General features: G+C 71.0%; 24 protein-coding genes. 14 read left to right on the forward strand and 10 right to left on the reverse strand.

Features of this window, described 5'->3' with window-relative positions; all coding sequences use genetic code 11:
• Positions 1-54: 54 nt before the first annotated feature.
• Complete coding sequence (locus ACIQE0_RS11150; RefSeq protein ID WP_402330753.1) at positions 55-558, reverse strand: META domain-containing protein; 504 nt, start codon at positions 556-558, stop codon at positions 55-57.
• Positions 559-801: 243 nt separating this feature from the next.
• Here ACIQE0_RS11150 and ACIQE0_RS11155 point away from each other — a divergent pair, with 243 nt between their 5' ends.
• The gene (locus ACIQE0_RS11155; protein ID WP_366335651.1) at positions 802-1,440 is read left to right on the forward strand and encodes an ATP-dependent Clp protease proteolytic subunit; all 639 of its coding nucleotides are present in this window, start codon (positions 802-804) and stop codon (positions 1,438-1,440) included.
• A 1-nt stretch (position 1,441) separates the two neighbouring features.
• Entirely contained in the window at positions 1,442-2,044 is a 603-nt protein-coding gene (locus tag ACIQE0_RS11160; RefSeq protein WP_402330755.1) for a ClpP family protease, read from the forward strand.
• A gap of 74 nt (positions 2,045-2,118) precedes the next feature.
• Here ACIQE0_RS11160 and ACIQE0_RS11165 read toward each other — a convergent pair whose 3' ends face one another.
• On the reverse strand, positions 2,119-2,550 hold the full coding sequence (locus ACIQE0_RS11165) for a helix-turn-helix domain-containing protein (protein ID WP_402330757.1): 432 nt from the start codon (positions 2,548-2,550) through the stop codon (positions 2,119-2,121).
• A 497-nt stretch (positions 2,551-3,047) separates the two neighbouring features.
• On the opposite strand from ACIQE0_RS11165, the gene ACIQE0_RS11170 reads away from it, so the two are divergent.
• Together ACIQE0_RS11170 and ACIQE0_RS11175 are read left to right on the forward strand one after the other, a co-directional pair.
• Entirely contained in the window at positions 3,048-3,953 is a 906-nt protein-coding gene (locus tag ACIQE0_RS11170) for a hypothetical protein (RefSeq protein ID WP_402330759.1), read from the forward strand.
• 328 nt (positions 3,954-4,281) lie between these two features.
• Positions 4,282-4,614 carry an SH3 domain-containing protein gene (locus ACIQE0_RS11175; protein ID WP_366335643.1) on the forward strand — a complete coding sequence of 111 codons (333 nt, stop codon included), beginning with the start codon at positions 4,282-4,284 and terminating at the stop codon, positions 4,612-4,614.
• 158 nt (positions 4,615-4,772) lie between these two features.
• On the opposite strand, the gene ACIQE0_RS11180 is transcribed toward ACIQE0_RS11175, so the two are convergent.
• Together ACIQE0_RS11180 and ACIQE0_RS11185 are read right to left on the reverse strand one after the other, a co-directional pair.
• On the reverse strand, positions 4,773-5,486 hold the full coding sequence (locus ACIQE0_RS11180) for a response regulator (RefSeq protein WP_402330761.1): 714 nt from the start codon (positions 5,484-5,486) through the stop codon (positions 4,773-4,775).
• Positions 5,483-6,766: a sensor histidine kinase gene (locus tag ACIQE0_RS11185; RefSeq protein WP_402330763.1), complete on the reverse strand. Its 1,284-nt coding sequence runs from the start codon at positions 6,764-6,766 to the stop codon at positions 5,483-5,485. Before ACIQE0_RS11185 ends, ACIQE0_RS11180 begins: the two co-directional genes overlap by 4 nt.
• A 604-nt stretch (positions 6,767-7,370) precedes the next feature.
• On the opposite strand from ACIQE0_RS11185, the gene ACIQE0_RS11190 reads away from it, so the two are divergent.
• Positions 7,371-10,046 carry an ATP-binding protein gene (locus ACIQE0_RS11190; protein WP_402330765.1) on the forward strand — a complete coding sequence of 892 codons (2,676 nt, stop codon included), beginning with the start codon at positions 7,371-7,373 and terminating at the stop codon, positions 10,044-10,046.
• A gap of 52 nt (positions 10,047-10,098) precedes the next feature.
• Here ACIQE0_RS11190 and ACIQE0_RS11195 read toward each other — a convergent pair whose 3' ends face one another.
• Complete coding sequence (locus ACIQE0_RS11195) at positions 10,099-10,539, reverse strand: thioesterase family protein (protein WP_366335635.1); 441 nt, start codon at positions 10,537-10,539, stop codon at positions 10,099-10,101.
• Positions 10,540-11,237: 698 nt separating this feature from the next.
• Here ACIQE0_RS11195 and ACIQE0_RS11200 point away from each other — a divergent pair.
• The gene (locus ACIQE0_RS11200; RefSeq protein WP_366335725.1) at positions 11,238-11,525 is read left to right on the forward strand and encodes a DUF4190 domain-containing protein; all 288 of its coding nucleotides are present in this window, start codon (positions 11,238-11,240) and stop codon (positions 11,523-11,525) included.
• Between the two features lie 118 nt (positions 11,526-11,643).
• A complete protein-coding gene (locus tag ACIQE0_RS11205; protein WP_402330767.1) occupies positions 11,644-12,813 on the forward strand; it encodes a serine hydrolase domain-containing protein in 1,170 nt (389 codons plus the stop codon).
• A 132-nt stretch (positions 12,814-12,945) separates the two neighbouring features.
• Here the strand turns inward: ACIQE0_RS11205 and ACIQE0_RS11210 are convergent, their stop codons facing one another.
• The gene (locus ACIQE0_RS11210; protein WP_366335631.1) at positions 12,946-13,122 is read right to left on the reverse strand and encodes a hypothetical protein; all 177 of its coding nucleotides are present in this window, start codon (positions 13,120-13,122) and stop codon (positions 12,946-12,948) included.
• Positions 13,123-13,327: 205 nt separating this feature from the next.
• On the opposite strand from ACIQE0_RS11210, the gene ACIQE0_RS11215 reads away from it, so the two are divergent.
• Positions 13,328-13,684, forward strand: a complete 357-nt coding sequence (locus tag ACIQE0_RS11215) for a zinc ribbon domain-containing protein YjdM (protein ID WP_402330769.1) — start codon at positions 13,328-13,330, stop codon at positions 13,682-13,684.
• Between the two features lie 60 nt (positions 13,685-13,744).
• On the opposite strand, the gene ACIQE0_RS11220 is transcribed toward ACIQE0_RS11215, so the two are convergent.
• A complete protein-coding gene (locus ACIQE0_RS11220; protein WP_402330771.1) occupies positions 13,745-14,533 on the reverse strand; it encodes an amidohydrolase family protein in 789 nt (262 codons plus the stop codon).
• A 97-nt stretch (positions 14,534-14,630) separates the two neighbouring features.
• Here ACIQE0_RS11220 and ACIQE0_RS11225 point away from each other — a divergent pair, with 97 nt between their 5' ends.
• Positions 14,631-15,026, forward strand: a complete 396-nt coding sequence (locus tag ACIQE0_RS11225) for a MerR family transcriptional regulator (RefSeq protein ID WP_402330773.1) — start codon at positions 14,631-14,633, stop codon at positions 15,024-15,026.
• A 96-nt stretch (positions 15,027-15,122) separates the two neighbouring features.
• Here the strand turns inward: ACIQE0_RS11225 and ACIQE0_RS11230 are convergent, their stop codons facing one another.
• Positions 15,123-15,536 (reverse strand): heavy metal-responsive transcriptional regulator, encoded by a 414-nt coding sequence (locus ACIQE0_RS11230; RefSeq protein WP_402330775.1) that lies wholly within the window; start codon positions 15,534-15,536, stop codon positions 15,123-15,125.
• An 83-nt stretch (positions 15,537-15,619) separates the two neighbouring features.
• Here ACIQE0_RS11230 and merB point away from each other — a divergent pair, with 83 nt between their 5' ends.
• Positions 15,620-16,600: an organomercurial lyase gene (gene merB, locus ACIQE0_RS11235; RefSeq protein ID WP_402330777.1), complete on the forward strand. Its 981-nt coding sequence runs from the start codon at positions 15,620-15,622 to the stop codon at positions 16,598-16,600.
• A gap of 119 nt (positions 16,601-16,719) precedes the next feature.
• On the opposite strand, the gene ACIQE0_RS11240 is transcribed toward merB, so the two are convergent.
• The gene (locus ACIQE0_RS11240) at positions 16,720-17,505 is read right to left on the reverse strand and encodes an SDR family NAD(P)-dependent oxidoreductase (RefSeq protein WP_402330779.1); all 786 of its coding nucleotides are present in this window, start codon (positions 17,503-17,505) and stop codon (positions 16,720-16,722) included.
• A 32-nt stretch (positions 17,506-17,537) separates the two neighbouring features.
• On the reverse strand, positions 17,538-18,308 hold the full coding sequence (locus tag ACIQE0_RS11245; RefSeq protein WP_402330781.1) for an SDR family oxidoreductase: 771 nt from the start codon (positions 18,306-18,308) through the stop codon (positions 17,538-17,540).
• Between the two features lie 101 nt (positions 18,309-18,409).
• Between ACIQE0_RS11245 and ACIQE0_RS11250 the strand changes: the two genes are divergently transcribed.
• The 4 genes from ACIQE0_RS11250 to ACIQE0_RS11265 all read left to right on the forward strand — a co-directional run bounded on the left by ACIQE0_RS11250 (position 18,410) and on the right by ACIQE0_RS11265 (position 22,098).
• A complete protein-coding gene (locus ACIQE0_RS11250) occupies positions 18,410-19,240 on the forward strand; it encodes a helix-turn-helix domain-containing protein (RefSeq protein ID WP_402330783.1) in 831 nt (276 codons plus the stop codon).
• On the forward strand, positions 19,237-19,635 hold the full coding sequence (locus tag ACIQE0_RS11255) for a hypothetical protein (protein ID WP_402331058.1): 399 nt from the start codon (positions 19,237-19,239) through the stop codon (positions 19,633-19,635). The genes ACIQE0_RS11250 and ACIQE0_RS11255 overlap by 4 nt, the downstream gene beginning before the upstream one ends.
• Positions 19,636-20,085: 450 nt before the next feature.
• A complete protein-coding gene (locus ACIQE0_RS11260; protein WP_366335613.1) occupies positions 20,086-20,289 on the forward strand; it encodes a cold-shock protein in 204 nt (67 codons plus the stop codon).
• A gap of 87 nt (positions 20,290-20,376) precedes the next feature.
• Entirely contained in the window at positions 20,377-22,098 is a 1,722-nt protein-coding gene (locus ACIQE0_RS11265; protein WP_402330785.1) for a DEAD/DEAH box helicase, read from the forward strand.
• The last annotated feature ends 9 nt before the right edge of the window (positions 22,099-22,107 follow it).

Genomic DNA, 22,107 nt, shown 5'->3' on the forward strand with positions numbered 1-22,107 from the left:
CCGCAGCGACCGGCCGCCGACGCGGCCGACCGCCGACCACCGGCCGCATCCCACCTACCGGGGCGGTATCCCGCGGAAGGTGAACCCGGTTTCCTTCGCGGGAAATGCCAAGTCCTCCTGAAGGGACATGCTGAGGGCATCCGGTTCCGCCCAGTACGCGTAGTCGAGTGACTTCTTCAGAACCGCGAGGACGCTCGCCTCCTCTTTCATGATCTTGTCACTGCAGGTGCGCCGCGTCGTCAGAACCGCATCGTTGAAGCAGAGGTGGGTACCGGTGAACGTGGCCTTGGCGGTGAAGTCGTTGCAGCCGAGTTTGCCGTTCACCTCGCCGTTGTCATGGAAGTTGACGTACATCTGGTCACCGGCGGTGAATTCCGGGCCGTGACTGTCGTAGAAAGTGGTGTCGACGAGTTGCCACTTTATCCGGAAGAAGTCCTCGCGCCTGGCCTGTCCGAGCGTGATGTCGTCACCCTGTTGGTTCTTGACATGCAACTGGAGGGAGCAGCCGGGGATGCGCTTCGTGGAGAGCGACAGCTTTCCGCTGAAGGCGGCTTTCACCTTCTTCTCGAAGTCCGCCAGTGCGGGATTCGTTGCTACGTCGTCGGAACGGCACGGGCGCTGACCGCGGAGCGGCTCGCGGGCCGGCGCCGACAGCGAACTGGACTCGCCGACCTGGCGGTTGGAGAGGCCGAGCCCTCACTCTGCCCGTGGCGAATCTGCCGCGGGCAGAGAAACCCCATCCGGGGACCTCCCGAGGTCGAGAGTGGAGTCGACGCCATCCCACCTCGACGAGGAGACCAGATGACTCCACTTGCCACGCTCCCGCTCCGCGCGGAGGAGGGCGACACACCGCCCAGCCGCTTCGACGACCATCTCGCGGCACAGCTCCTCGCCCAGCGGATCGTCCTCCTCGGCACCCAGGTCGACGACGTGTCGGCCAACCGGGTGTGCGCGCAGTTGCTGCTGCTGTCGGCGGAGGACCCGCGCACCGACATCAGCCTCTACATCAACAGCCCCGGCGGATCGGTCACCGCGGGCCTGGCCATCTACGACACACTGAAGCTCATCCCCAACGACGTCTCGACGCTGGCGATGGGGTTCGCCGCCAGCATGGGCCAGTTCCTGCTCACCGTGGGGGCGCCCGGCAAGCGGTTCGCGCTGCCGAACGCGCGGATCATGATGCACCAGCCCTCAGCGGGCATCGGCGGCTCCGCCGCGGACATCGAAATCCAGGCGGAGAACCTGGAGTTCACCAAGAAGGCCATCGAGCGGATCACCGCCGAGCACACCGGGCAGAGCCAGGAGACGATCGCGCGGGACGGCGACCGGGACCGCTGGTTCACCGCCGAGCAGGCCAGGGAGTACGGAATGGTGGACCGGGTGGTGGAGTCGCTCGCCGACATCCGCCCGGCCGCCTCGCGCCGACGGATGGGGTTGTGACATGGGGTCGTACACGGTTCCCTACGTCATCGAGCGGACCGCGCAGGGCGAGCGGTCCTACGACGTCTTCAGCCGGCTGCTCAACGAGAGGATCATCTTCCTCGGCACCGAGATCGACGACGGGGTCGCCAACGTGGTCATCGCGCAACTCCTGCATCTGGAGTCGGCGAGCCCCGAGCGCGAGATATCGATCTATCTCAACTCGCCCGGCGGATCGTTCACTTCACTGATGGCGATCTACGACACGATGACGTTCGTGCAGGCGCCGATCTCCACGTTCTGCGTCGGTCAGGCGGCGTCGACGGCGGCGGTGCTGCTGGCCGGCGGAGATCCCGGGCGACGGTTCGTGCTCCAACACGCGCGGGTGCTGCTCGGCCAGCCGGCCAGCGGCGGCCGCCAGGGGACGGTCTCCGACCTCAGCCTCGCGGCCAAGGAGATGGCCCGCATCCGCTCACAGGTGGAGCAGGTCCTGTCCCGGCACACACAGCACGACGTGGCGAAGCTGCGCGCCGACATGGACCGGGAGAAGGTGCTCACCGCCGAGGAGGCCGTCGCCTACGGGCTCGCCGACGAGGTGTTGAGCCGGCGGCTCGCCTTCGTCTGACCCCGCGGCCGTGGCCGAATGCCGGCGAGGCCGGTACGGCGGTGATGCGCCCCGCCGTACCGGCCCCCGTTCGGTCAGGCAGCGAGGCAGAGCCCGCCGTACTGCGCCGTGGGCGACGTGCGGCCCCGGCCGACCCGGCTCCGGCCGTACCGGGCCAACTCGTCCTGGGTGAGCGAGAGCAGGTCGGCGAGGCCGAGCCCGAGGGCCTGGGCGGCGGCCGCGAGCACCTCGGAGGAGGCCTCCTTGCGTCCGCGCTCCAACTCCGACAGGTACGGCATCGAGATCCGGGCCGCCTCCGCGACGTCCTTCAACGTGCGCTCCTGGGCGAGCCGTTCGCGCCGCAGCGCATCACCGACGAGGTTGCGCCACAGAGGCTCCTTCGGCGCGGGTGTCTGCGGGGCTCCCGCCGGCCGCTGCGGGGCGCGGGTCGCCCCACCGGAACCGGGCGGCGAGGTCTGCGGGCGCAGGGGGATGACGCGGGCTTCGTTCGGCGCATGAGTGCTCACCCCCTCAGCCTAGGGATCCGGGGCGCGGGGGGAAGGGCGCGGCGTTCTGCCCTGGGTGAATCCGTGCGGACGACCTGAAGGCGCGGGCCGGCAAATCGTCGTGTCCCAGGGGAAGTTCCCCATCGCGTTCCGGAGGTGTGCCCCTTGGCGGTCGCGTGCCGCGGCCGCCGGGGACTCCCGCCGATCGGTGGGAGACCCCTCTGACGCATCGCGGCAGCGGCAGAGGCGGCGGCAGCGAACGGTGGCGCCCCACCAGCCGTCGAAGCCGGCCCGTCGGCGACGTTCGGAACTGACCGGGCCTGGCACTTGAGCAGTTCCAGCAGTGCTCTCTTCGCCGGTGGGGCTGGATGCCAGGCGCCTTGCCCGTATCCGATGGGTTCCTGGATGCAGGGCATCTGAGCGGAGGCTCGTGTCCGCAGGGTGGAGGCTCAGGCGGCCTTCCCAACCGACGACGCAGTGCGCTATGCCTGCCTCATCCGTATCAAGGAGGCGCTCTGATGACCACGGCTCGCGACCAGTACGCATCGGGTACCCCCACGCAGATGACCCACTTCGACGACATCTACGACCAGCCGGACCCGCGGGCGTACTTCGGCGCTCTGGGGACGCTGGGGTATCAGACACCGCATCACGCCCAGGGTGTCTTCCGCAGCCTCCTGCCTCTTGCCGGCCTCTCCGGCGTTCCCCAACGTCCGGCCGACGAGCAGGAGGGCGGGCCGCGGGCCACGCTCCTGGACATCTGCTGCTCGTACGGCATCAACGCCGCCTTGCTCAACCACCATGTAACGCTGGAGGAGTTGTACGAGCACTACACCTCACCGCAGATCGCCCGCCTGACGACCGCCGAACTCATCGAGTCGGACCGCACGTACTATGCGGCGCGCCGCCGTCCGGACGCCGTACCCGTCATCGGCCTTGACATCGCCTCGTCGGCCATCGCCTACGGTCGCGCGGCCGGTCTGCTCGATGCGGGGTTCGTCGAGAATCTGGAAGTCGCCGCGCCCAGCCCGGCGTTGTACCGGGCCACCCGTGGCACCCGCCTGATCACCGTGACCGGCGGGGCGAGCTTCCTGTCCACCCGCACCTTCCGCCCGCTGCTGGAAGGCAGGCAGGACCCACCCTGGATAGCCACCTTCGTGTTGCGTACCGGCTCCTACCAGCACATCGCCGACGGTCTGGCCTTGTTGGGCCTGACCACGGAGAAGGACGCCTCCCGCACCTACCCGCAACGGCGCTTCACCGACGTCGACGAACAGCGGTACGCCATCGCCGCGGTGTCCGCGGCCGGTGACGACCCTCGCGGCAAGGAGACCGACGGCCACTTTCACACCGCCCTGCACCTCACCCGGCCCACCGCGCAGGCAGTTGCCCGTCCACTGCACACTCTGCTGCCAGAGGACTGAGCCCGCCGGCGCCACTGCCGTACCGCCCGCTACGGCGCCGTCCAGGACGCGGCCCGTGGCCGGGGCGGCCTCGCCCGGACCGAACGGGACGGGGAGTGCGCCTCTCCTGACCATTCTCCGAAATCCATAACTGATGGGGCATCAGAAAAGAATCTGGCGCCGGGTGTCATACAGCCGTCCCTTCCCAGTCGTGTACGAGGTGACCGGCGGAGAGCTTGCCGCTCGTCGAAGCCCCTTCCGCCGGCGGCGCGGCAGGCCGAAGCCGTGACCTCACGGCGCGTAAGGGAGAACCATGCGCAAGGCGATCGATGACATCTCGGAGGTAGTTATGACGCGAGTTACCGCCCGCCTGGCCGGTGGTCTGCTGGCCATCGCGGGGATCGCAGGACTGGCCGTCACCGCGGCACCCTCGGCCTGGGCCGACACCGGTGTGACGGCCTGGGTCCAAGGAAACATCCGCGCGCAGGCCAACACGTCCTCGCCCCCCGTCGGGACCGTCGCGAAGGGGCAGCACTTCTCCGCGGCCTGCTGGCTCGAAGGCGAGCAGCTCACCCGCAACGGGATCACCAACAACAAGTGGGTCAAGCTCACGGACGGCAGGTTCATCTGGGCCGGCCTCCTCAAGGGAAACGACACAGGAGGCGTCCCCAACCACTGCTGAGTAGGGCTGGGCACGGGCACGGTGGCCTACGAGGGCTCCGTTTCCAGTCTCCGCCCGCTGCTCGGACGCCCCGTCAGCAGGCAGAAGCGAGCGGCCCCGGGCTCTTCCCGGGGCCGCTGGTCTGCCCCCGGTGCACCCGACGACGACCTCAGGCCGGATCAGCCGGCGAACGCCGGCACCACCAGGCCGGACTCGTACGCGATCACCACCGCGTGGGTGCGGTTCTGCGCGCCGAGCTTGGTCAGCACGTTCCCGACATGCGTCTTCACCGTCTCCAGAGTCACCGTGAGCGCAGCCGCGATCTCCGGGTTGGACAGGCCGGTGGCCATCAACCGCAACACCTCCTCCTCCCGCCCCGTCAGCGCCGCCTTCGGCAACGCCTCCGCGGAACCCAGCGGGCGGGCGGCGACCATCCGGCGCAGCGCCGCGGGGAAGAGGATCGCCTCCCCGGCCGCCACCACCCGCACCGCCTCCGCGATCTGCCGTACCGGACGCCGCTTGAGCACGAATCCGCTGGCCCCCGCGCTGAGCGCGGCGGTGACATAACCGTCGTTCTCGAAGGTGGTGATCACCACGACCTTCGGCGGTTCGGCCGACTCGGCCAGCAACTGCCGGGTGGCGTCGATCCCGTTGAGACGCGGCATCCGCACATCCATCAGGACCACGTCCGGCCGCAGCAGCCGCGCCTGCTCGACCGCCTCGACGCCGTCGGCGGCCTCCCCGACCACCGCGATCCCCGGCTGGGCCGCGAGCAACATGCGCAGACCGCTGCGGGTCACCTCGTCGTCGTCCGCGATCAGGAGTGTGACGGAGGTGCCGGTGGGGCTGGTGGGGCTGGTGGCGGCGGCTTCGCTCGCCTCGGAGCCGATCACGCCGACCCCCGCACCGGCAGCCGGACCGCCAACCGCCAGTGCTGGGGCCCGTCCGGGCCCGCCTCGATCTCACCGTGCAGCAGCCGCACGCGCTCGGCCAAGCCAGGCAGGCCGTGCCCGGACGTCGGGAAGGCACCCTTGCCGGTGCCCGTCCCGGTCCGGTTGACCACCCGGAGCTCCAGTGCGTCCGGTGCCGCCGCCACCCGGACCTCGATCGGACCGCCTGACCCGTGCCGCAACGCGTTCGTCAGCCCCTCCTGCAGAATCCGGTACGCCGCCCGGGAAAGTGTCCCCTGTACCTGCGCCAACTCGCCCGACAGGTCCGGCTCCACCACCGCGCCCGCATGCCGCAACCGGTCCAGCAGTTCAGGCAGGTCGGCCAGGGTCCGGATCGGCGCCGTCCCCGCCTCCTCCTCGCGCAGCACGCCCAGCACGTAGTCCAGGTCCTCCAGTGCGGCGCGGGTCGACTCCTCGATGCTGCGCAGGGCGGTCCGGGCCGCCACCGGGTCGGCGGAGAGCACCTCGCCTGCCACCGCCGCCTGGATCGTGGCCGCCGTCAACGTGTGCCCGATCGAGTCGTGCAACTCCTGGGCCAGGCGGTTGCGTTCGGCCAGCAGCAGCTCCCGCTCGGCCGCCAGCGCGAGCCGCTCGGCCGCCGACAGCCCCAGCAGCCTCGGCGCCAGCCACCGCAGGGCCTTCGTCACCACCACGCACACCATCGCGGCCAGCAGCAGGCAGCCGAGCCCCACCATCCAGCTCCACCCGCCCCCCGCCACCCGCACCGACCAGCCGAACAGACTCAGCCCCGCCTCGCTGTCGAGCCAGCCCCCCGGCAGCGTCAGGCCCGCGAGAAGCAGCACACCGCCCACCAGCGTCCCCATCCATCCCAGTGCCACGTGCAGCAGCAGCCAGAGCGGAGTGCGCAGGCGGTCGGCGCCGGATGGCGCGGCGGGGGCCGGTGCCGTAGGAGTCGGCCCCGTGCCGGGTGAGCTCGCGAACCGGCGGCCGGCCGCAGGATCCGGCAACGGCACCCTCAGCAGTCGACGGGCGGAGGCGATCAGCACCCGCCGCGTGGTGCGGGCCAGTCCGACCGCACCGATCAGTGCCGCCCAGACCAGCAAGGTCAGCACGGCCTGCACCCCATAGGGCGCGGACCGCCACAGCAGCGCCGGCAGCATGGCGAACGGCAGCAGCGGAAGGCTCGCCAACGCGCCGCACGAGGCGAACAGCACACCCGCATACGTGGAGCCGCGCAGCAACGGCCGGATTCCCCTGATCATGAGCGCCAGTATGACCGGGCGGCTCACCGGCGGCCTCCCCCGATCGAGGGAGCAGCATCTCCCGCCTTCCCACGAGGTGCACCCCAGCCCCCGGAACCCATGGTCGCGCCCAGCCCAGTTGACGAGAGGACGGCTGATGCACACCCAGGGGACAGAGAGATCGCGCCCGGGCTGACTCTTGCAGTCGAAGGAGGCCGGCGCTGCTGCCCGCTCCCGCGCCTGAAACGTCCGCGTCAGCAGCCCGATCGCGATCCGATCCGACAGCCGTTCATCCGTCGCCGGCTTGGCCTGTCCAGGCCGTGGCATCCAGAGATCCTGTCGCCGAAGAGGACAACATGGAGGCCCACGCCGGCGAAAGCGGTCACGAAACGGGAGATTCTGAGGGCGCTGCGCACGGTGGGCTTCCTGCCTGATCGGGACGGCACTGAAAGGGAGCGGGAGGAACGGGGAGAGAGACCCGTTATTCCGCACATCACCTCACCGCGTGCTGGGCGGTCCAGCGTGGTCGGTCCAAGGAAGGAGCCGTATCCCACTGGGTTAGGGTTGGCCGGTTGCGAGATCAAATGGGGAGGTTCGGGGGATGCTGGGCATGGGGGAAACGCCCTTGGGGCGAGCCTCAGAGCTCCAGGTACTGGCCGACGCCATGGGGGAGTTGGCCGGGGGCCATGGCAGGGTGATCATTCTGTCGGGCGAGGCGGGCATCGGTAAGACAACGTTGCTGCGGCACGCCGGTGAGCTCGGCCGTGCCGCAGGGGTCCACGTTTTGCGGGCCAACGCCAGTGCGCTGGAGCGTGAGTTCGCCTTCGGTGTCGCGCGGCAGCTGCTCCCGGAGCTCGACGGAGCCATGCTGAAGACGAGTACCGAGGCTCCGTTCGAGGCGATTCAGGCACTCTTCGCCAGAATCGGGGAGATCGCCGAGGCTGGGCCTGTCCTGCTGGCCGTCGACGACCTCCAATGGGTCGACGCCGCCTCGTTGCGCTTCCTCAACTACGTCGCGACCCGGATCGGCACACTGGCGGTCACCGTGCTGGCCGGGCAGCGCCTGGACGGTACGACCAGCGAGCCGCTCGTCGCCGAACTGACCGCACGTGCGCGCCAGGTATGGGTGGCGCCCCTGGAAGCGGCCGACGTCGCGGAACTGGCCGGGAAGGTTTTCGACGACGAGGTGGACGACGGATTCGCGCGAGCCTGCCACGCGGCGAGCGGCGGCAATCCGTTCCTGGTCAACGAGGCACTGGCCGTGCTCCGGGAACAGGGTGTACGCCCGACCGGGGACGGCATCCCGTATCTGGCAACGGTGACGTCGCGTGCTGTCGTCGACCGCACGGCGTCCCGCCTGCGGACCGTGAGCGGCGCCCTGGAGCTGACGCAGGCACTGACGGTGACCGGTGATCACGGTCGTCTGGAACTGGCCGTCGAGGTAGCTGGGCTGGGGATGGAACAAGCCATGTCGGCCCTGGACGCGCTGCTCCGCGGCCGCGTGGTGAAGTACGAACAGGACGGGGTCGTGTTCGTGCACTCCATCGTCGCTTCGGCGGTGGCTGCCACGCTCAATCCTCTGCGCGCCCGTGCCTGGCATGCGAAGGCAGCGGAGCTCTGCCACCGCCACTTCCTCAAGCTCGAGCGGATCGCTGCCCACCTGCTCCAGGCCGGGCCGCCCCGCGAGGGTTGGCAGGTCGACGTGCTGGGCGAAGCGGCGGAGAGCGCCCACCGGATGGGCGCGTTCGAATCGGCCGCCACCTTGCTGCGGCACGCGCTGAGCGCCCCCCGCCTCTCCGACGACCTGCGGTTGCGGCTGCGTGGCAGGCTCGGTGCCGCCCTGGTCTTCGACGATGCCTCTGCCTCGCGGGAGATACTGGCTGAGTTGCTGCCCCTGACCAGCGGGGATCTCTACGCCCAGGTGGCTTCCGATCTGCTCCTTGCCACGTTGAACACCGAGGGGTTCATCGCCGGGACGAAGCTTGTGGGCAACGTCATCGACGAGGTGGCCGGGCATGATCTGGCCGCCGCCATGCCACTGATCGCCCGGTCGATGGGCACGGGCTGGTTGTCCGACAGCCCGGTACGTGCGCTCCTCGACCAGGTGGAGGCTGTGGCCGGCAGCCACCCGCACGGTCGGGCGATCGTTGCCGCGGCCCGTGCCCAGCTCGCCGGGGAGATCATGTCGGATGCCGATGCCGATGCCGCTGCCGCACAGGCGACGCACGCGCTGGAGCTCTTCTGGGGTTCCGGTGAACCCGAGGCGGCCGACATGTCCGTCCATCTCGGGGCGGTCCAGGGGCTGCTGGTGGCCGAACGTTTCGAGGAGGCCCTGGCCTGGGCGGCGAGGGCGGAGCAGCTGGCGGCTCGCCGCGGCTGGCCGAAAGTGCTGCGGGGCGCGGCCTGGGTACGGTACGCGTGCGCGTTGCTGACCGGTCACACCGACGCCGCGCTGTCCGCCGCCCGGGACTTCGAGGCGTCCGGGGTCGCCCTCGGGAGCGGAAAACCGTTGCCGTACTCGAACGGGTACGTCGCGGGCGCACTGCTCGCGGCCGGCCGTCTCGACGAGGCGGAAGCGGCGCTGGGGGCACTGGCCCTCGGTGAACTCCGCGCGGCGGACCAATTCATCGCGGCAGTCACGCGAGCCGCCCTGCGGCTGGCGCAGCACCGGTGGGAGGAGGCTCTCGCGGATGCGCTCATGTGTGGACGGCTGCTGCCCAAGACCGTGGCCAACCCGCTGATCGCACCGTGGCGGCCCATCGGAGCACTGGCCGCGCACAGGATGGGCGACCCGGCGCAGGCGCACCGGCTGGCCGACGCGGAACTGCGGCCGGCCCGCCGCTGGGGCGCCCCGCACACGCTGGGCCTCGCGCTGAGCACGGCCGGCATCGTCCACGGGGACTTGGCGCTGGTACGCGAGGCCGTCGACGTCACCCGGGGCACCCCTGCCCGGGCGGCGCTGATGTGGGCGTTGCTGGCGCTCGACGAACCGGACGCGCTGACCGAGTCACTGCGGATCGCCGAGCAGAACGGGTGGGGGTCGGTCGTCCCCGCGGTCCGCGAAGCGCTGCGCGCCCACGGGCGACGGCCGGGCACCAGGCCGGTCACCGCTTTGACCCGCGGTGAGCGGGCGGTGGCCGACCTGGCGGCCCGCGGGCTGACGAACGCGGGGATCTGTGACCGGTTGCATCTGGCGCCGCGCACGGTCGAGCAGCATCTGACGCGTACCTACCGCAAGTTGGGCATCGCGGGGCGCGCGGAGCTGGTGCCCGCGATGCGGGCCGACGGGTGGAGGTCCTGACGGGCGGAGGCCCTCGATGGGCCGTACCTGCCGTCGTCCCGAACAGGCTCTGTCACGCCGCGCTCTCAACGGCGTGCGGCCCGAGCCCGGCGGCGGCTCGCAACTCCTTGCTGAAGGGGGCAGGACGCAGGGTCTTGGGATCAAGGTTGACGATCACCCGATGGCCGTCCGCGTGCACCACCGACCGGTCGGCAGAGAGGATACGGAAGCCGTGCACGCAGCTGGTCGTGCCCACGCGCTCGATCCAGAAGTGGACGACCGGCGCGCACATTCCCGTGATCGGCTGGTGGAAGACCACCTTGACCTCGCGGACGGCCATGAAGAAGTCGGGGAACGTCGACACCGTGGCGTCCGGGGACCAGCCGAGCCGAGCCCAGTACGCGTTGATCGCGCGCTCGGCGAGGGCGGCGTAGCGGGAGTTGTGCAGCACCCCCATGGGGTCCAGGTCATCGAGGTGGACCGAGAGCTGCTCGAACTGTCCGGGGTCGTTCATGTGGTTCTCCGTTGAAGTGCGGTGGGTTGTCAGCGACAAGTTAGGCCGGGCTGGAGCGGCCCGGTACCGCGCACTTCCTCCCGCCGTTAAATACGCGGTCCGCCGCGCAGTGTCAGTGGTGTCCGCCGCCTGGTTGACGGTTGTGCCAGGCGGAGAAGTGAGGCTCCGCTGAGATGCGGAAGGTTGCCGGACATGGCCTGACAGGCCATGAGAAGGGAGCCTCTGTGAGGGCTGCCCAGACGAAGTACCCGCCCGAGTTGGGGCGCCGTGCGGTGGAGACGGCCTGGTCGACCCCCGGAAGCACGGGGTCCACCGCCGCGCGGCGTGCGTCATGCGCTCGGGCAGGGGTAGGCGTCGGCGTGTTCACCGGGGACGGTTGGGACAGCCTTTAGCTGCTGCAGCTCACCGGCGGCCTCCCCCGATCGAGGGAGCAGCATTTCCCGCCTTCCCGCGATGTGTACCCCAGCCCCCGGAACCGATGATCGTGCCCAGCCCAGTTGACGAGAGGACGGCTGATGCACACCCAGGGGACAGAGACGTCACCGCAGCACATGGCGCCGACGGAGGCCGGGTCAGCTCGGACGACGCCGACGCCGACTCAGGCGGCATCGACGTGGACCGCTGGGGCAGACCCCCGTTCCCGCGCCGACTACGGCATGCAGTCTCCGGTCCGTAGGAACGGCCCGGCCGTGGCCACCATGACGCTCGGCCTCATCGGCTTGACCACCTCGGTGGTCCTCGTCGGCGGCCTGTTCGGCGTCATCGGCCTGATCCTGGGCGTCTTCGCCCTGAGGACGGCCAAACGGAACGGCACCGGCTGGGGCATGTCCCTCACCGGCATGGTGGCCTCGCTCATCGCGATCGCGGTGTCCGTCCTGGTCGCCCTCTTCATGGCCTGGTACGCCAACAACACGCAGCCGTGCTACCGGCCCGACAGCATCCGGCAGTACACGCAGTGCGTCCACCAGCAGTTCACCAAGGGCTGACCGGCGGCCGGCGACGCAACCGGCACTGTCCCGGCCGCGGCGCACCGCCCGAGCGGCCGGCCTCGCCGAGGCTCGGCCCACACCACTGTTTTCCCCATGAATCCACAGGAGTTGACTTATGCATGAGCAGAAATGGCAGAGGCGTCGTTCTTCCCGGTGGCAGCAGGGCGGTCGGCGACGAGCCGTGCCGGCCGCGGCCGCCGCGGCCATCGGCATCCTGACCATGGGCGCCCTGGCGCCGCCCGCCGCGTCTGCTGCCACCAAGCCGGACAGCGTCCAGCAGGGCCTGGACACGCTGGTGCATTCCGATGGCCTGCCCGCCGCGTTGGCGAGCGTCAAGGACCGCGACGGCCGCACCCGTACCTACACCGCGGGGGTCGGCGACCTGGCCACCGGTTCGAAGGTGCCCAGGGACGGCCAGGTGCGGATCGGCAGCAACACCAAGACGTTCACCGCGGTGGTCGTGCTGCAACTGGTCGGCGAGGGGAAGATCGGCCTCGACGAACCGGTCGACACCTATCTGCCGGGCCTGGTCCGCGGGGACGGGATCGACGGACGCCACATCACCATCCGTCAGCTCCTCCAGCACACCAGCGGACTCCCCGACTACTCGGCCTACATCAAGGACGCCGTCCTCAAGCACCGGTACTTCGCACCCCGCGAGCTCCTGGGCATCGCCCTCCAGCACAAGGCCGACTTCGCCCCCGGCGCGAAGTTCGCGTACAGCAACACCAACTACGTGCTGGCCGGCCTGATCGTCGAGAAGGTCACCGGCCGGTCCCTCGCCGAGGAGATGGACCGGCGCATCATCCAACGCATCAAGCTGCGCCACACCTACTTCCCCGCCCCCGGTGACAGGACCATCAAAGAGCCCCACCCCAAGGGCTACCACAGGGAAGCGGCGGGCCAACCGCTGCGCGACTTCACGGAATTGGACCCCTCCGCGGGCTGGGCCGCAGGCCAGATCATCTCCACCAACTCCGACCTCGACCAGTTCTTCAGCGCGCTCCTGGCCGGCCGCCTCCTCCCGGCGGCCCAGCTCGCCCAGATGCGCACCACCGTCCCCATAGGGGACAGCGGCGCCGGCTACGGCCTGGGGCTCATCAGCAGGCCGCTGTCGTGCGGCGGTGTCTACTGGGGCCACGGCGGCGACATCCCAGGATACGAGACCCGGGGCGGCGTCACCGAAGACGGCCGCGCCGCCAACATCGCGGTGACCAGCATCCCGACCGACGAGGCAGCCACACAGCACGTCGAAAGCGTCGTGGACGCGGCCCTCTGCCGCTGAACCACGCCTCCCCCATGGGCCGTTGGAGCGGACGGCCGGTCCGCTCCAACGGTGTGGTCCCAGAACGAGGGCCGCGCGGACACCCTCGAAGAGGGCGTCGGTGGCGCGACGGGCATGCCGCTGCCCGCGCGCTCAAGCCGGCTCTTCGCCTTCGTCCTCCAGTCCGAGGCCACGGGCGATCCGCAGCGCGTCGTCCAGTTCGTCCTCGGCCACGGCCACCGCGTATGCGTCCTCGTCCGCGCGCGCCTCCGCGACAGCGATCCGTGCCTGACGCACTCGCTCCAGCACCATCTCGGCGAACCCGCCCACTCAGCCCTCCACACGCGCACATTTGGCGTTCACAGCAACTCATGAATTAATAAACTCTGCAAGTCTATAAGTGCGAGCCATCGCACGGAAGGACGCCGACGGCTCACGGCACGCCTCTGCCCCAGGGCGGCGTCAGCAGGCGAGCCACCGTACCCGTCCAGGCGGCCGTTGGTACGCCGGGACGGGCACCGGTTAGCCTGGGGAAATGACCGAGAATCTCCCTCCTTGCCCGAAGTGTTCCTGCGAGTACACCTACGAATTGAACGCCCTTGTGGTGTGCCCCGAGTGCGGCCACGAATGGGTCCCCGCGGAGAGCGCGACGGAAGGTGACACTGCCGGTGAGCAGGTCGTCAAGGACTCCGTCGGCAACGTGCTGCACGACGGCGACGCCGTGATCGTCGTCAAGGCACTCAAGGTCAAGGGAAGCCCCTCGGGGATCAAGGCCGGCACCAAGGTGCGGAACATCCGGCTGATCGACGGCGTGGACGGCCACGACATCGACTGCAAGATCGACGGCTTCGGGGCCATGCAGCTCAAGTCCAGCGTGGTCAAGAAGGCCTGAGCACCGGGCCGTTCACCGGCCTCGCTCCGTCCGGGGCGTGCCTGGGGCGTGCGGCCCGCGTCAGCCGAGCCCGACCAATGCGGCCATCGTCCCGCCGAGCACCCGGTCGCGCACCTCACCCGGGCTGGTGACCCGCTCCACCATCGCCCGGGTGAGGACCGGGTCGCCGTAGGGGGCGTCCGAGCCGAACAGGGTCCGCTCCGGGATCTCCTTGACGGCCAACCGGACGGCGAAGACGATGTTGGCCGTGGACAGCTCCAGGTACATGTTCGGGGTGTCCCGCACCAATTCGACGGCCTGCATCCAGTTCAGCCCGCCGAGCTGGCTGACCACCAACGGGACCGCCGGATACCTGCCGGCAAGCACCGACAGCGTCCTCAGATCGTCCGCCGTGGTCGGGGCGAATCCGTGCACGACCACAGGCAGCCCACCATGATCGGCCGCCGCCTGAAGCACCGGTTCGATCATCCCCGCCCCTCCCGGGGGCGGCGTCAACTCGCCGATCCCGTGCAGCCCGCGCCCCACGACCTCGCGTTCCACCGTCGCGGCGATCTCTTCCGGCGCCAGATCCAGCGGTACGGACAGAAAGCCGATGAACCGCTCCGGCCACGCGGCGAGCGCGGCGTCCAACTCCCGCCACGCGCCGCGATATCCCTCGACGGTGCCGGCCCGCCCCCCGATGGCCTCGTCCAGGATCGCCATCTCCCGGCGCAGCGAGGCGAGGTCACCGGCCCGCTCCGGGTGTGGGCGGGTGGCGAACAGCACGGCGCGGTCGACCCCGGCCTCGTCCAGCAGCCCCACATGCGCCTCGACGGGGTCGTGGACGTGACTGTGTGCATCGATGATCAAGTTTCGCTCCCTCTCGACGAGCGGCCCGGAATGCGGCCGACCCGTGCACTGTTGCTCCCTGACACCATGGGAAGGTCAAACCGGAGGGAGCGGATCGGTGCTGATCGGGGAGCTGTCGCGTCGTACCGGAGTCAGCGAGCGGCTGCTGCGCTACTACGAGCGCATGGGGCTGATCCACTCAGAACGCCGCGCCAACGGCTACCGCGACTACGACGAGGGGACGGTGGAGACGGTGCGGCGCATCCGCGCCCTGCTCGCCGCCGGCCTCCCCACCCGCGTCATCCGCCAGGTCCTGCCCTGCGCCTTCGACGAGGCGACGCTGCGCCCCTGTCCCGGCGTCCTCACCAGCCTCCGCGACCAGCTGAACGTCCTCGACCGACGTGCCGCCGACCTTCAGGCCGCGCGCAGCCTGCTGCGCCGGACGATCGCCGCCACCGAGGGCGCGGCAGGCGCGGCCCCGGCGCCGGACGCCGGGACTTCCGCACCTCGTTGAGTCCCCCCACCGCGACCCCAAGTCACCTTCGTGGAGCGCACGTTGCCCTGCTGGAGTGCCATCGACTCCGGGCCCCTCGAAGGACTCCCCCACAGATCACGGGTGCGAGGCGCCGGGCGGGACGAGGATGGTGCAGATGTCGTCCTCGGCGCAGCCGGCCGGGTCGGTGGCGGCGGCCCGCCGGGCCAGACCGCGCAGCTCCTCACGGGTCTTGGTCAGCTCCGCCAGACGGCGCTCGATGTCCCCGAGGCGCTGATCGATCAACGTGGTGACGTGCGCGCAGGGTGCCTGGCCGCCGTCACGCAGCACGAGGACGGAACGGATCTCCGCGAGGCTGAGGCTGGCGCCCTGGGCGCCGCGGATGAACGCGAGCCGGGCGACGGTGTGATCGGGGTAGTCGCGGTAGCCGCCGGTCGTGCGGGGCGGGGCGGGCAGCAGGCCGGCCTGCTCGTAGAAGCGGAGAGTCTTGGCGGTCAGCCCGCTGGCCTCCGCGAGATCACCGATGCGCATGCCTCCAGGCTACGACTTGACCTTCCAGTGCACTGGAAGGTCTAGCGTTCCGAGCAGATCGACGAGTCGGAAGGACGAGCAGGATGCACATCACGGTACTGACCGTTCCGGAGTGTCCCAACGCCCCACTGGCCCTGGAGCGGGTCGCCGCGGCGCTGGCGGGCCGGCCGGCGGAAGTGGAACTGGTGGAGATCCACGAGCAGGAGCAGGCCGCCGCGCGCGGCATGACCGGCTCGCCGACGATCCTGGTGGACGGCGTGGACCCGTTCGCACCGGCCGGTGCGGTGCCGAGCGTGTCGTGCCGGCTGTACCGGGAGGCGGACGGCACGGTGGCCGGCGCCCCGAGCGTGGCCGCGCTGCGCGAGGCACTTGCCACCGGGGGCCGGCCGGAGGCTGCGGCTGTCGTATCAGGGGGCTGCTGCGAGGTGAACGCCCTCGATGTCGTCGGCCGGGACGGCCGAGGACGCCGCGCACCGGCCGAACGGGGCCTGCGGTCGGTACACCAGGCGGTCCTGCGGCACTTCGCCGACACCGGGGCGGCCCCGGGTCCCGACGCGCTCGAACCGGTCGCCGCGCAGGCGGGCCGAGAGGCCCGGGAGGTCCTCGCCGAACTCGCCGCCGAGGACTTCCTCACCCTGGACGAAAGCGGCACGATCCGCGCCGCCTACCCCTTCTCCGCCGTGCCCACCCGCCACCGCGTACGGATCGACGGCGGTGCGCAGGTGTGGTCGATGTGCGCGATCGACGCACTCGGCATCCCCGCGATGCTGAACGCGGACGCGGTGATCTCCTCCACGGACCCGGTCACCGGCGAGCCCGTCACCGTCACCACCCGGGGCGGGACCACCACTTGGGAGCCCGGGGACGCGGTGGTGTTCGTCGGGCAACGCCCCGGCGGCGGCCCCGCGGCCACGGCATGCTGCGACGCGCTGAACTTCTTCACCTCGGCCGCCTCCGCGCACGCCTGGGCCGAGTCCCACCCCGAGGTACCCGGCCGCGCCGTCGACCAGGCACCCGCCGAGGACATCGCACGGCAGACCTTCGGCCCCCTCCTCTCCCCCTGAACCACCCCGCACCTGCCGCTCGGACCGCCCCGGCCACACCTCCGCGCGAAGATGCCTGCCCCGGACCGGCCCGCCGCCGCCCTCGCCCCGTCGACGGGGGCGGCGCGGTCGGCCGGTCGTCACTGGGCGGTCCAGCCCCCGTCGACGGTCAGCAGCGCGCCGGTGACGAAGGAGGCCGCGTCGGAGGCGAGAAAGGCGACGGCTTCGGCGACCTCGTCGGGGCGCCCGATCCGTCCGACGGGATGGGCCGGGCCGAACGAGGCGAGCATCTCGCGACCGTTGCCGACGACGCCTTCCATGATGTCGGTGTCGATGACCCCGGGGAGCACGGCGTTGGAACGGATCCCCTTGGGGCCGCCCTCGATGGCCAACACCCGGGTGATCTGGGCCAGGGCGCCCTTCGACGCGGCGTAGGCGGTCTGCGTGGCGAAGGCGACGAGCGACGAGACGGACGCGATCGAGACGATCACGCCGCCGCCACCGGCCTCCATCACGCGGAACGCCTCGCGGGCCTGGACGAAGTTGCCGCGGGCGTTGACGCGCAGGATGTCGTCGAAGTCCTCGACGGATGTCTCGGTGACCGGCTTGTTCAGGGTGCGGCCGGCGTTGTTGACCAGGATGTCGAGCGAGCCGAAGCGGCTGGTCGCCAAGGCCGCTGTGGCCCGGGCGAGTTCCTCGTCGGCGACGTCCCCGACGAGCGCGGCGATGTTGTCGGGGTCCTGCGCGGCGAGTTCCTCGACGGCCTCGGACCGGTCGGTGACGACCAGGCGGGCGCCGCGGGCGCGCAGGAGCGTGGCGGCGGCGTGGCCGATGCCGCGGGCGGCTCCGGTCACGACGGCGACCCGCCCGGTGAGGTCCCAGGCGGCGGGGACGGCAGGACGGTGCGGGGTCGTGGTCATGGTCATGGACTTGGGCTCTCCGGTCGTTGCGATGGGTGTCAGCGCTGGTGGACGGGGCGGACGACGATCTCGTTGACGTCGGTGTCGGGCGGCTGCGCGAGGGCGTAGGAGACGGCGCCGGCGATGACTTCGGGCCCGATCGCATGGGCGCGGTAGGCGCGCATGGCCTCGGCGGCGCCGGGATCGGTGATGGTGTCGGCGAGTTCGGAACTGACGACGCCGGGCGAGACGGTCGTGACCCGGATGAAGGGGGCGGACTCCTGGCGCAGGCCCTCGGTGATCGCCCTGGCCGCGTGTTTGGTGCCGCAGTAGACGGCGCCGGTGGGCACGACCTCGTGGGCACCGGTGCTCGCGATCGTGACGAAGTGCCCCGAGCCCTGCGCGGTGAACACCGGCAGCGCGGCGGCGATGCCGTGCAGCAGGCCACGGACGTTGACGTCGAGCATCCGGTCCCACTCGTCGACGAGCAGGGAGTCCAGGCGCGACAGGGGCATGACGCCGGCGTTGTTGACGAGCACGTCGACCCGGCCGTGACGGTCGCGGGCCGCCCGCACGAAGTCGGCGACGTCCGCGCGGTCCGTCACGTCCAGCCGGACCGGTTCCAGCCCGCCGCCGGAGCAGCCGGCCGCCTCGGCCGTGCTCTCCGCCAGCGCCCGCAGCCGATCGGTGCGGCGGGCCCCGGCCACCACCTGGTGCCCGTCGACCACGAGCCGCGCGGCGACGGCCGCGCCGATGCCGCTGCTGGCGCCGGTGACAAGGACGACCTTGCGACCGGCCGACCCGTCGCGTCCTGGTTGCTGTGTGGTCATGCCCTCAAAACTGGCCCGGCCGCAGCACCGCAGGAAGGGCGGCCTCCTCCTGGGTGCAGCGCACCCAGGAAGGCGGGAGGGCCCGCATCTAGCATGGCGGCATGGCACGTTCAGAACTCGGCGCCTACCTCACCACCCGGCGCGCCGGCGTCACCCCGGCCCAGGCGAATCTCCCCGTCACGGGGCACCGCCGGGTGCCCGGGCTGCGGCGCGAGGAGGTGGCCCTGCTCGCGGGAGTCAGCGCCGACTACTACGTACGCCTGGAGCAGGGGCGCGAGCGCAATCCCTCCGCGCAGGTGCTCGACGCCCTGGCCGCCGCCCTGCGGCTGGACGAGGACGGCCGCCTGCACCTCTTCCGGCTCGCCGGCCTCGGCCCGCGGTCCCGGGCCGCCGCCGTGGTGGACCGGGTCGAGCCGAGCCTGCTGGCCCTGATGGACGCCTGGCCGCACAACCCGGCCATCGTCTACAACCGCGCATACGACGTCCTGGCCTCGAACGCGATCGCCGACGCCCTCTTCCGCGGCTGGGCCCACTCGCGCAACCTCATGCACGTCGTGTTCACCGACCCGGCCGCCCGCACCTTCTACCGCGACTGGCGCGAGGTCGCGCACAACTCCGTCGCCGGCTTCCGACTCAACCACGGAGCAGCCCCGGACCACCCGCGGGTGCGGCAGGTGCTGACCGAACTGCTCGACGACAGCCCCGAGTTCACCGACCTGTGGACCCGCCACGACGCCCGGGGCAAGGCACTGGAGTGCAAACGCTTCGTGCACCACGACGTCGGACCGCTGACGCTGACCATGCAGACCTTCGACGTCCGCGCCGCCCCGGGCCAGGAACTCGTCGTCTACCACGCCGAACCCGCCTCACCGAGCAGCGAGGCCCTCGCACTCCTCGGCTCACTGGCCGCGACCTCGCACCGGGACCTCTGAGCCTCGGCCCCGACGCCGGCACGGCCACGGCCTACGACGTGGCACTGCTGAGCCTCTACTACGCCGGCCTGGCCGGGATGGTCCACGACTTCGCTCTGGCCGACGGGGAAGGCATACCGGCCGAGGACCTCGCACCGCACCTGGACGCCATTCTCGGCCAGTTCCCGTCCGTCGCCGCGAGAACGGCCGGGGACATCGACGCGGGGCAGTACTCCAAAGACGCGGATGTCCTCACGATTCACACATCGGCGCTCGCCCACCTCATCAAGGCCGCCCAGAGCCACGACATCGACACCGACATGCTCCACGCGATCAAGGGCCTCGTGGACCGAGCGATCACCGCGGGCCACGGCGACGCCGAGTTCGCCGGCGTGATCGAGGCGATGCGCCGCTGAGACAGCCGCGCGCTACCGGCCGGGGACATCGACGCGGCATGGTCGAGGATTCCCTCACGCACGGCCACGATCCCCGTGCAGACAGAGACCGGCGATGTTGCTGGAGGGCCGGCCACCCGCCCGGGCCGGATCGTCACGACCGGCAGACGGCCCCGGACCGGGTCGCCGGCCACCACGTCCGCGTCCGCAGCTGTCGACGAGGGCGTTGCCCGCGGCCATCACGCGGAGTCGCCGCCGGTCTGACGAACGTAGGCGATCGTTTCGAGAGGCTCTGCGGAGCCCCGGCGCAGGTCGTTGATCCACCACGGGCCCCTGAGCTGTGCTACGGTTTCGGAGTTGCAGTTGTGGTACCCATGAACCTATGTGCGCCTGACGGGAATGCTTCGTCAGGCGCGTTATTTGTTTTCCGGCATCTCCGGATGGGGCCTCTGCCTACAGAAGGAGAAAGTCATGGCACAGGGCACTGTGAAGTGGTTCAACGCCGAAAAGGGTTTCGGTTTCATTCAGCAGGACGGCGGCGGCCCCGACGTCTTCGCGCACTACTCGAACATTCAGTCCCAGGGCTTCCGTGAGCTGCAGGAGGGCCAGCGGGTCTCCTTCGACGTCACGCAGGGCCAGAAGGGCCCGCAGGCGGAGAACATCGTCGCCGCCTGATTGCCGGACGCGTGTCCGCGCACCGGGGTCCGCACCGTCATGGTGCGGACCCCGGTTTGTGCTGTTTACAGAAAGGCAGAAATCTGCATGCCCCGCAGGCCCCAGAAGTCCAACCGGCGCGCCTCGTCGTCCACCCCTTCCACCTCGTCCCCGAGGGAATTCCGGCTTCCGGAAAACACGACACCCGCACTTCCCGCCGTCGAGGACTTCGCCGACCTGGACATGCCCGCGGGACTGCTGAAGACCCTCACCGCGCAGGGTGTGACCTCCCCCTTCCCCATCCAGGCCGCCACGCTGCCCAACTCGCTCGCCGGCCGTGACCTGCTGGGACGGGGTCGCACCGGTTCCGGCAAGACCCTCGCGTTCGGACTGGCTCTCCTGGCCCGCACCGCCGGACTGCGCGCGGAGCCCAAGGCTCCCCTCGCCATGGTGCTGGTGCCCACCCGCGAACTCGCCCAGCAGGTGACGGACGCGCTGACCCCCTACGCGACGGCGGTGAACCTCCGGCTGGCCACCGTCGTCGGCGGGCTGTCCATCACCAAGCAGGCCGGTACGCTCCGCCGCGGCGCCGAGGTGCTCGTGGCGACCCCCGGCAGGCTCAACGACCTCGTCGAACGCGGGGACTGCGTCCTCGGCGACGTGCGCATCACGGTGCTGGACGAAGCCGACCAGATGACCGACATGGGCTTCCTGCCGCAGATCACCAAGCTGATCCAGCAGGTGCGGACCGACGGTCAGCGCATGCTCTTCTCGGCCACCCTCGACCGCAACATCGACCGTCTGGTGCAGCGGTTCCTGACCGACCCCGTGGTGCACTCGGTGGACCCGTCCGCCGGCGCGGTGACCACCATGGAGCACCACCTGCTCCACGTCCAGGACGAGACCGACAAGAAGGCCATCACCACGCGCATCGCGGCCCGTGACGGCCAGGTCATCCTCTTCCTCGACACCAAGCGGTCCGCCGACCGGCTCACCAAGCGGCTCCTGTCCGTCGGGGTCCGCGCGGCGGCACTGCACGGCGGCCGCTCCCAGCCGCAGCGCAACCGCACCCTGGAGCAGTTCAAGAACGGCCAGGTCACCGCACTGGTGGCGACGAACGTCGCGGCCCGGGGCATACACGTCGACGACCTCGACCTCGTGGTGAACGTCGATCCCCCCGGCGACCACAAGGACTACCTCCACCGGGGCGGCCGCACGGCCCGCGCCGGCGGCTCCGGCAGCGTGGTCACGCTGGTCCTGCCGGAACAGAAGCGGGAGGTCAACCGGCTCATGTCGGACGCGGGCATCCGCCCCCGTACGGCCCGCATCAAGTCGAGCGACGAGGAGCTGACCACCCTCACCGGCGCCCGCGAGCCTTCCGGCGTGCCCGTCACCATCGAGGTCCCCCAGCCGGCGACACCGTCCCGCCCGAACCAGAAGTCCGGCAGCGAGTCCGGCCGGCGGTCCAGCCGCCGACGCCGCAGCGGCGGCGGTGGCGGGGCGGGAACGGCGACGGCTGCCGCCGCCAAGACCGGCGGCCGCGGCTCGGAGCGCCGGCCGGCGGCCGGGACGGCTGCGACGGGCGGCACGTCCGCAACCGGCGGCCGCGGTTCTGCCCGTCGGGCGGGATCCGGCCGGGGTACGGGCAGTGCCGGTGCCACGGGCGGACGCGGTTCCGACCGCCGGACCGCGGCCGGCGCGTCGGCCGGTTCCACCTCCGGCAAGAACTCCCGCGGCTCCGGCCGCCGGGGGTCGACCGGCGGGGCCAACGGCGGCGCCGCCGGCACCGGCGGCCGCAGCTCCAACCGCCGCAACGGGCCGGCGCAGTAGGGGTTCTGG

This window comes from Streptomyces sp. NPDC093097 (assembly GCF_044754325.1).
GTDB lineage: Bacteria > Actinomycetota > Actinomycetes > Streptomycetales > Streptomycetaceae > Streptomyces.

Coding starts and splice junctions, on each gene's coding strand:
- ACIQE0_RS11205 (WP_402330767.1), top strand. CDS start 11,644: ATGCATGAGCAGAAATGGCAGAGGCGTCGTTCTTCCCGGTGGCAGCAG.
- ACIQE0_RS11250 (WP_402330783.1), top strand. CDS start 18,410: ATGGCACGTTCAGAACTCGGCGCCTACCTCACCACCCGGCGCGCCGGC.
- ACIQE0_RS11260 (WP_366335613.1), top strand. CDS start 20,086: ATGGCACAGGGCACTGTGAAGTGGTTCAACGCCGAAAAGGGTTTCGGT.
- ACIQE0_RS11155 (WP_366335651.1), top strand. CDS start 802: ATGACTCCACTTGCCACGCTCCCGCTCCGCGCGGAGGAGGGCGACACA.
- merB (WP_402330777.1), top strand. CDS start 15,620: ATGCACATCACGGTACTGACCGTTCCGGAGTGTCCCAACGCCCCACTG.
- ACIQE0_RS11160 (WP_402330755.1), top strand. CDS start 1,442: ATGGGGTCGTACACGGTTCCCTACGTCATCGAGCGGACCGCGCAGGGC.
- ACIQE0_RS11265 (WP_402330785.1), top strand. CDS start 20,377: ATGCCCCGCAGGCCCCAGAAGTCCAACCGGCGCGCCTCGTCGTCCACC.
- ACIQE0_RS11185 (WP_402330763.1), bottom strand. CDS start 6,766: ATGATCAGGGGAATCCGGCCGTTGCTGCGCGGCTCCACGTATGCGGGT.
- ACIQE0_RS11170 (WP_402330759.1), top strand. CDS start 3,048: ATGACCACGGCTCGCGACCAGTACGCATCGGGTACCCCCACGCAGATG.
- ACIQE0_RS11245 (WP_402330781.1), bottom strand. CDS start 18,308: ATGACCACACAGCAACCAGGACGCGACGGGTCGGCCGGTCGCAAGGTC.
- ACIQE0_RS11230 (WP_402330775.1), bottom strand. CDS start 15,536: ATGCGCATCGGTGATCTCGCGGAGGCCAGCGGGCTGACCGCCAAGACT.
- ACIQE0_RS11240 (WP_402330779.1), bottom strand. CDS start 17,505: ATGACCATGACCACGACCCCGCACCGTCCTGCCGTCCCCGCCGCCTGG.
- ACIQE0_RS11175 (WP_366335643.1), top strand. CDS start 4,282: ATGACGCGAGTTACCGCCCGCCTGGCCGGTGGTCTGCTGGCCATCGCG.
- ACIQE0_RS11215 (WP_402330769.1), top strand. CDS start 13,328: ATGACCGAGAATCTCCCTCCTTGCCCGAAGTGTTCCTGCGAGTACACC.
- ACIQE0_RS11195 (WP_366335635.1), bottom strand. CDS start 10,539: ATGAACGACCCCGGACAGTTCGAGCAGCTCTCGGTCCACCTCGATGAC.
- ACIQE0_RS11200 (WP_366335725.1), top strand. CDS start 11,238: ATGACGCTCGGCCTCATCGGCTTGACCACCTCGGTGGTCCTCGTCGGC.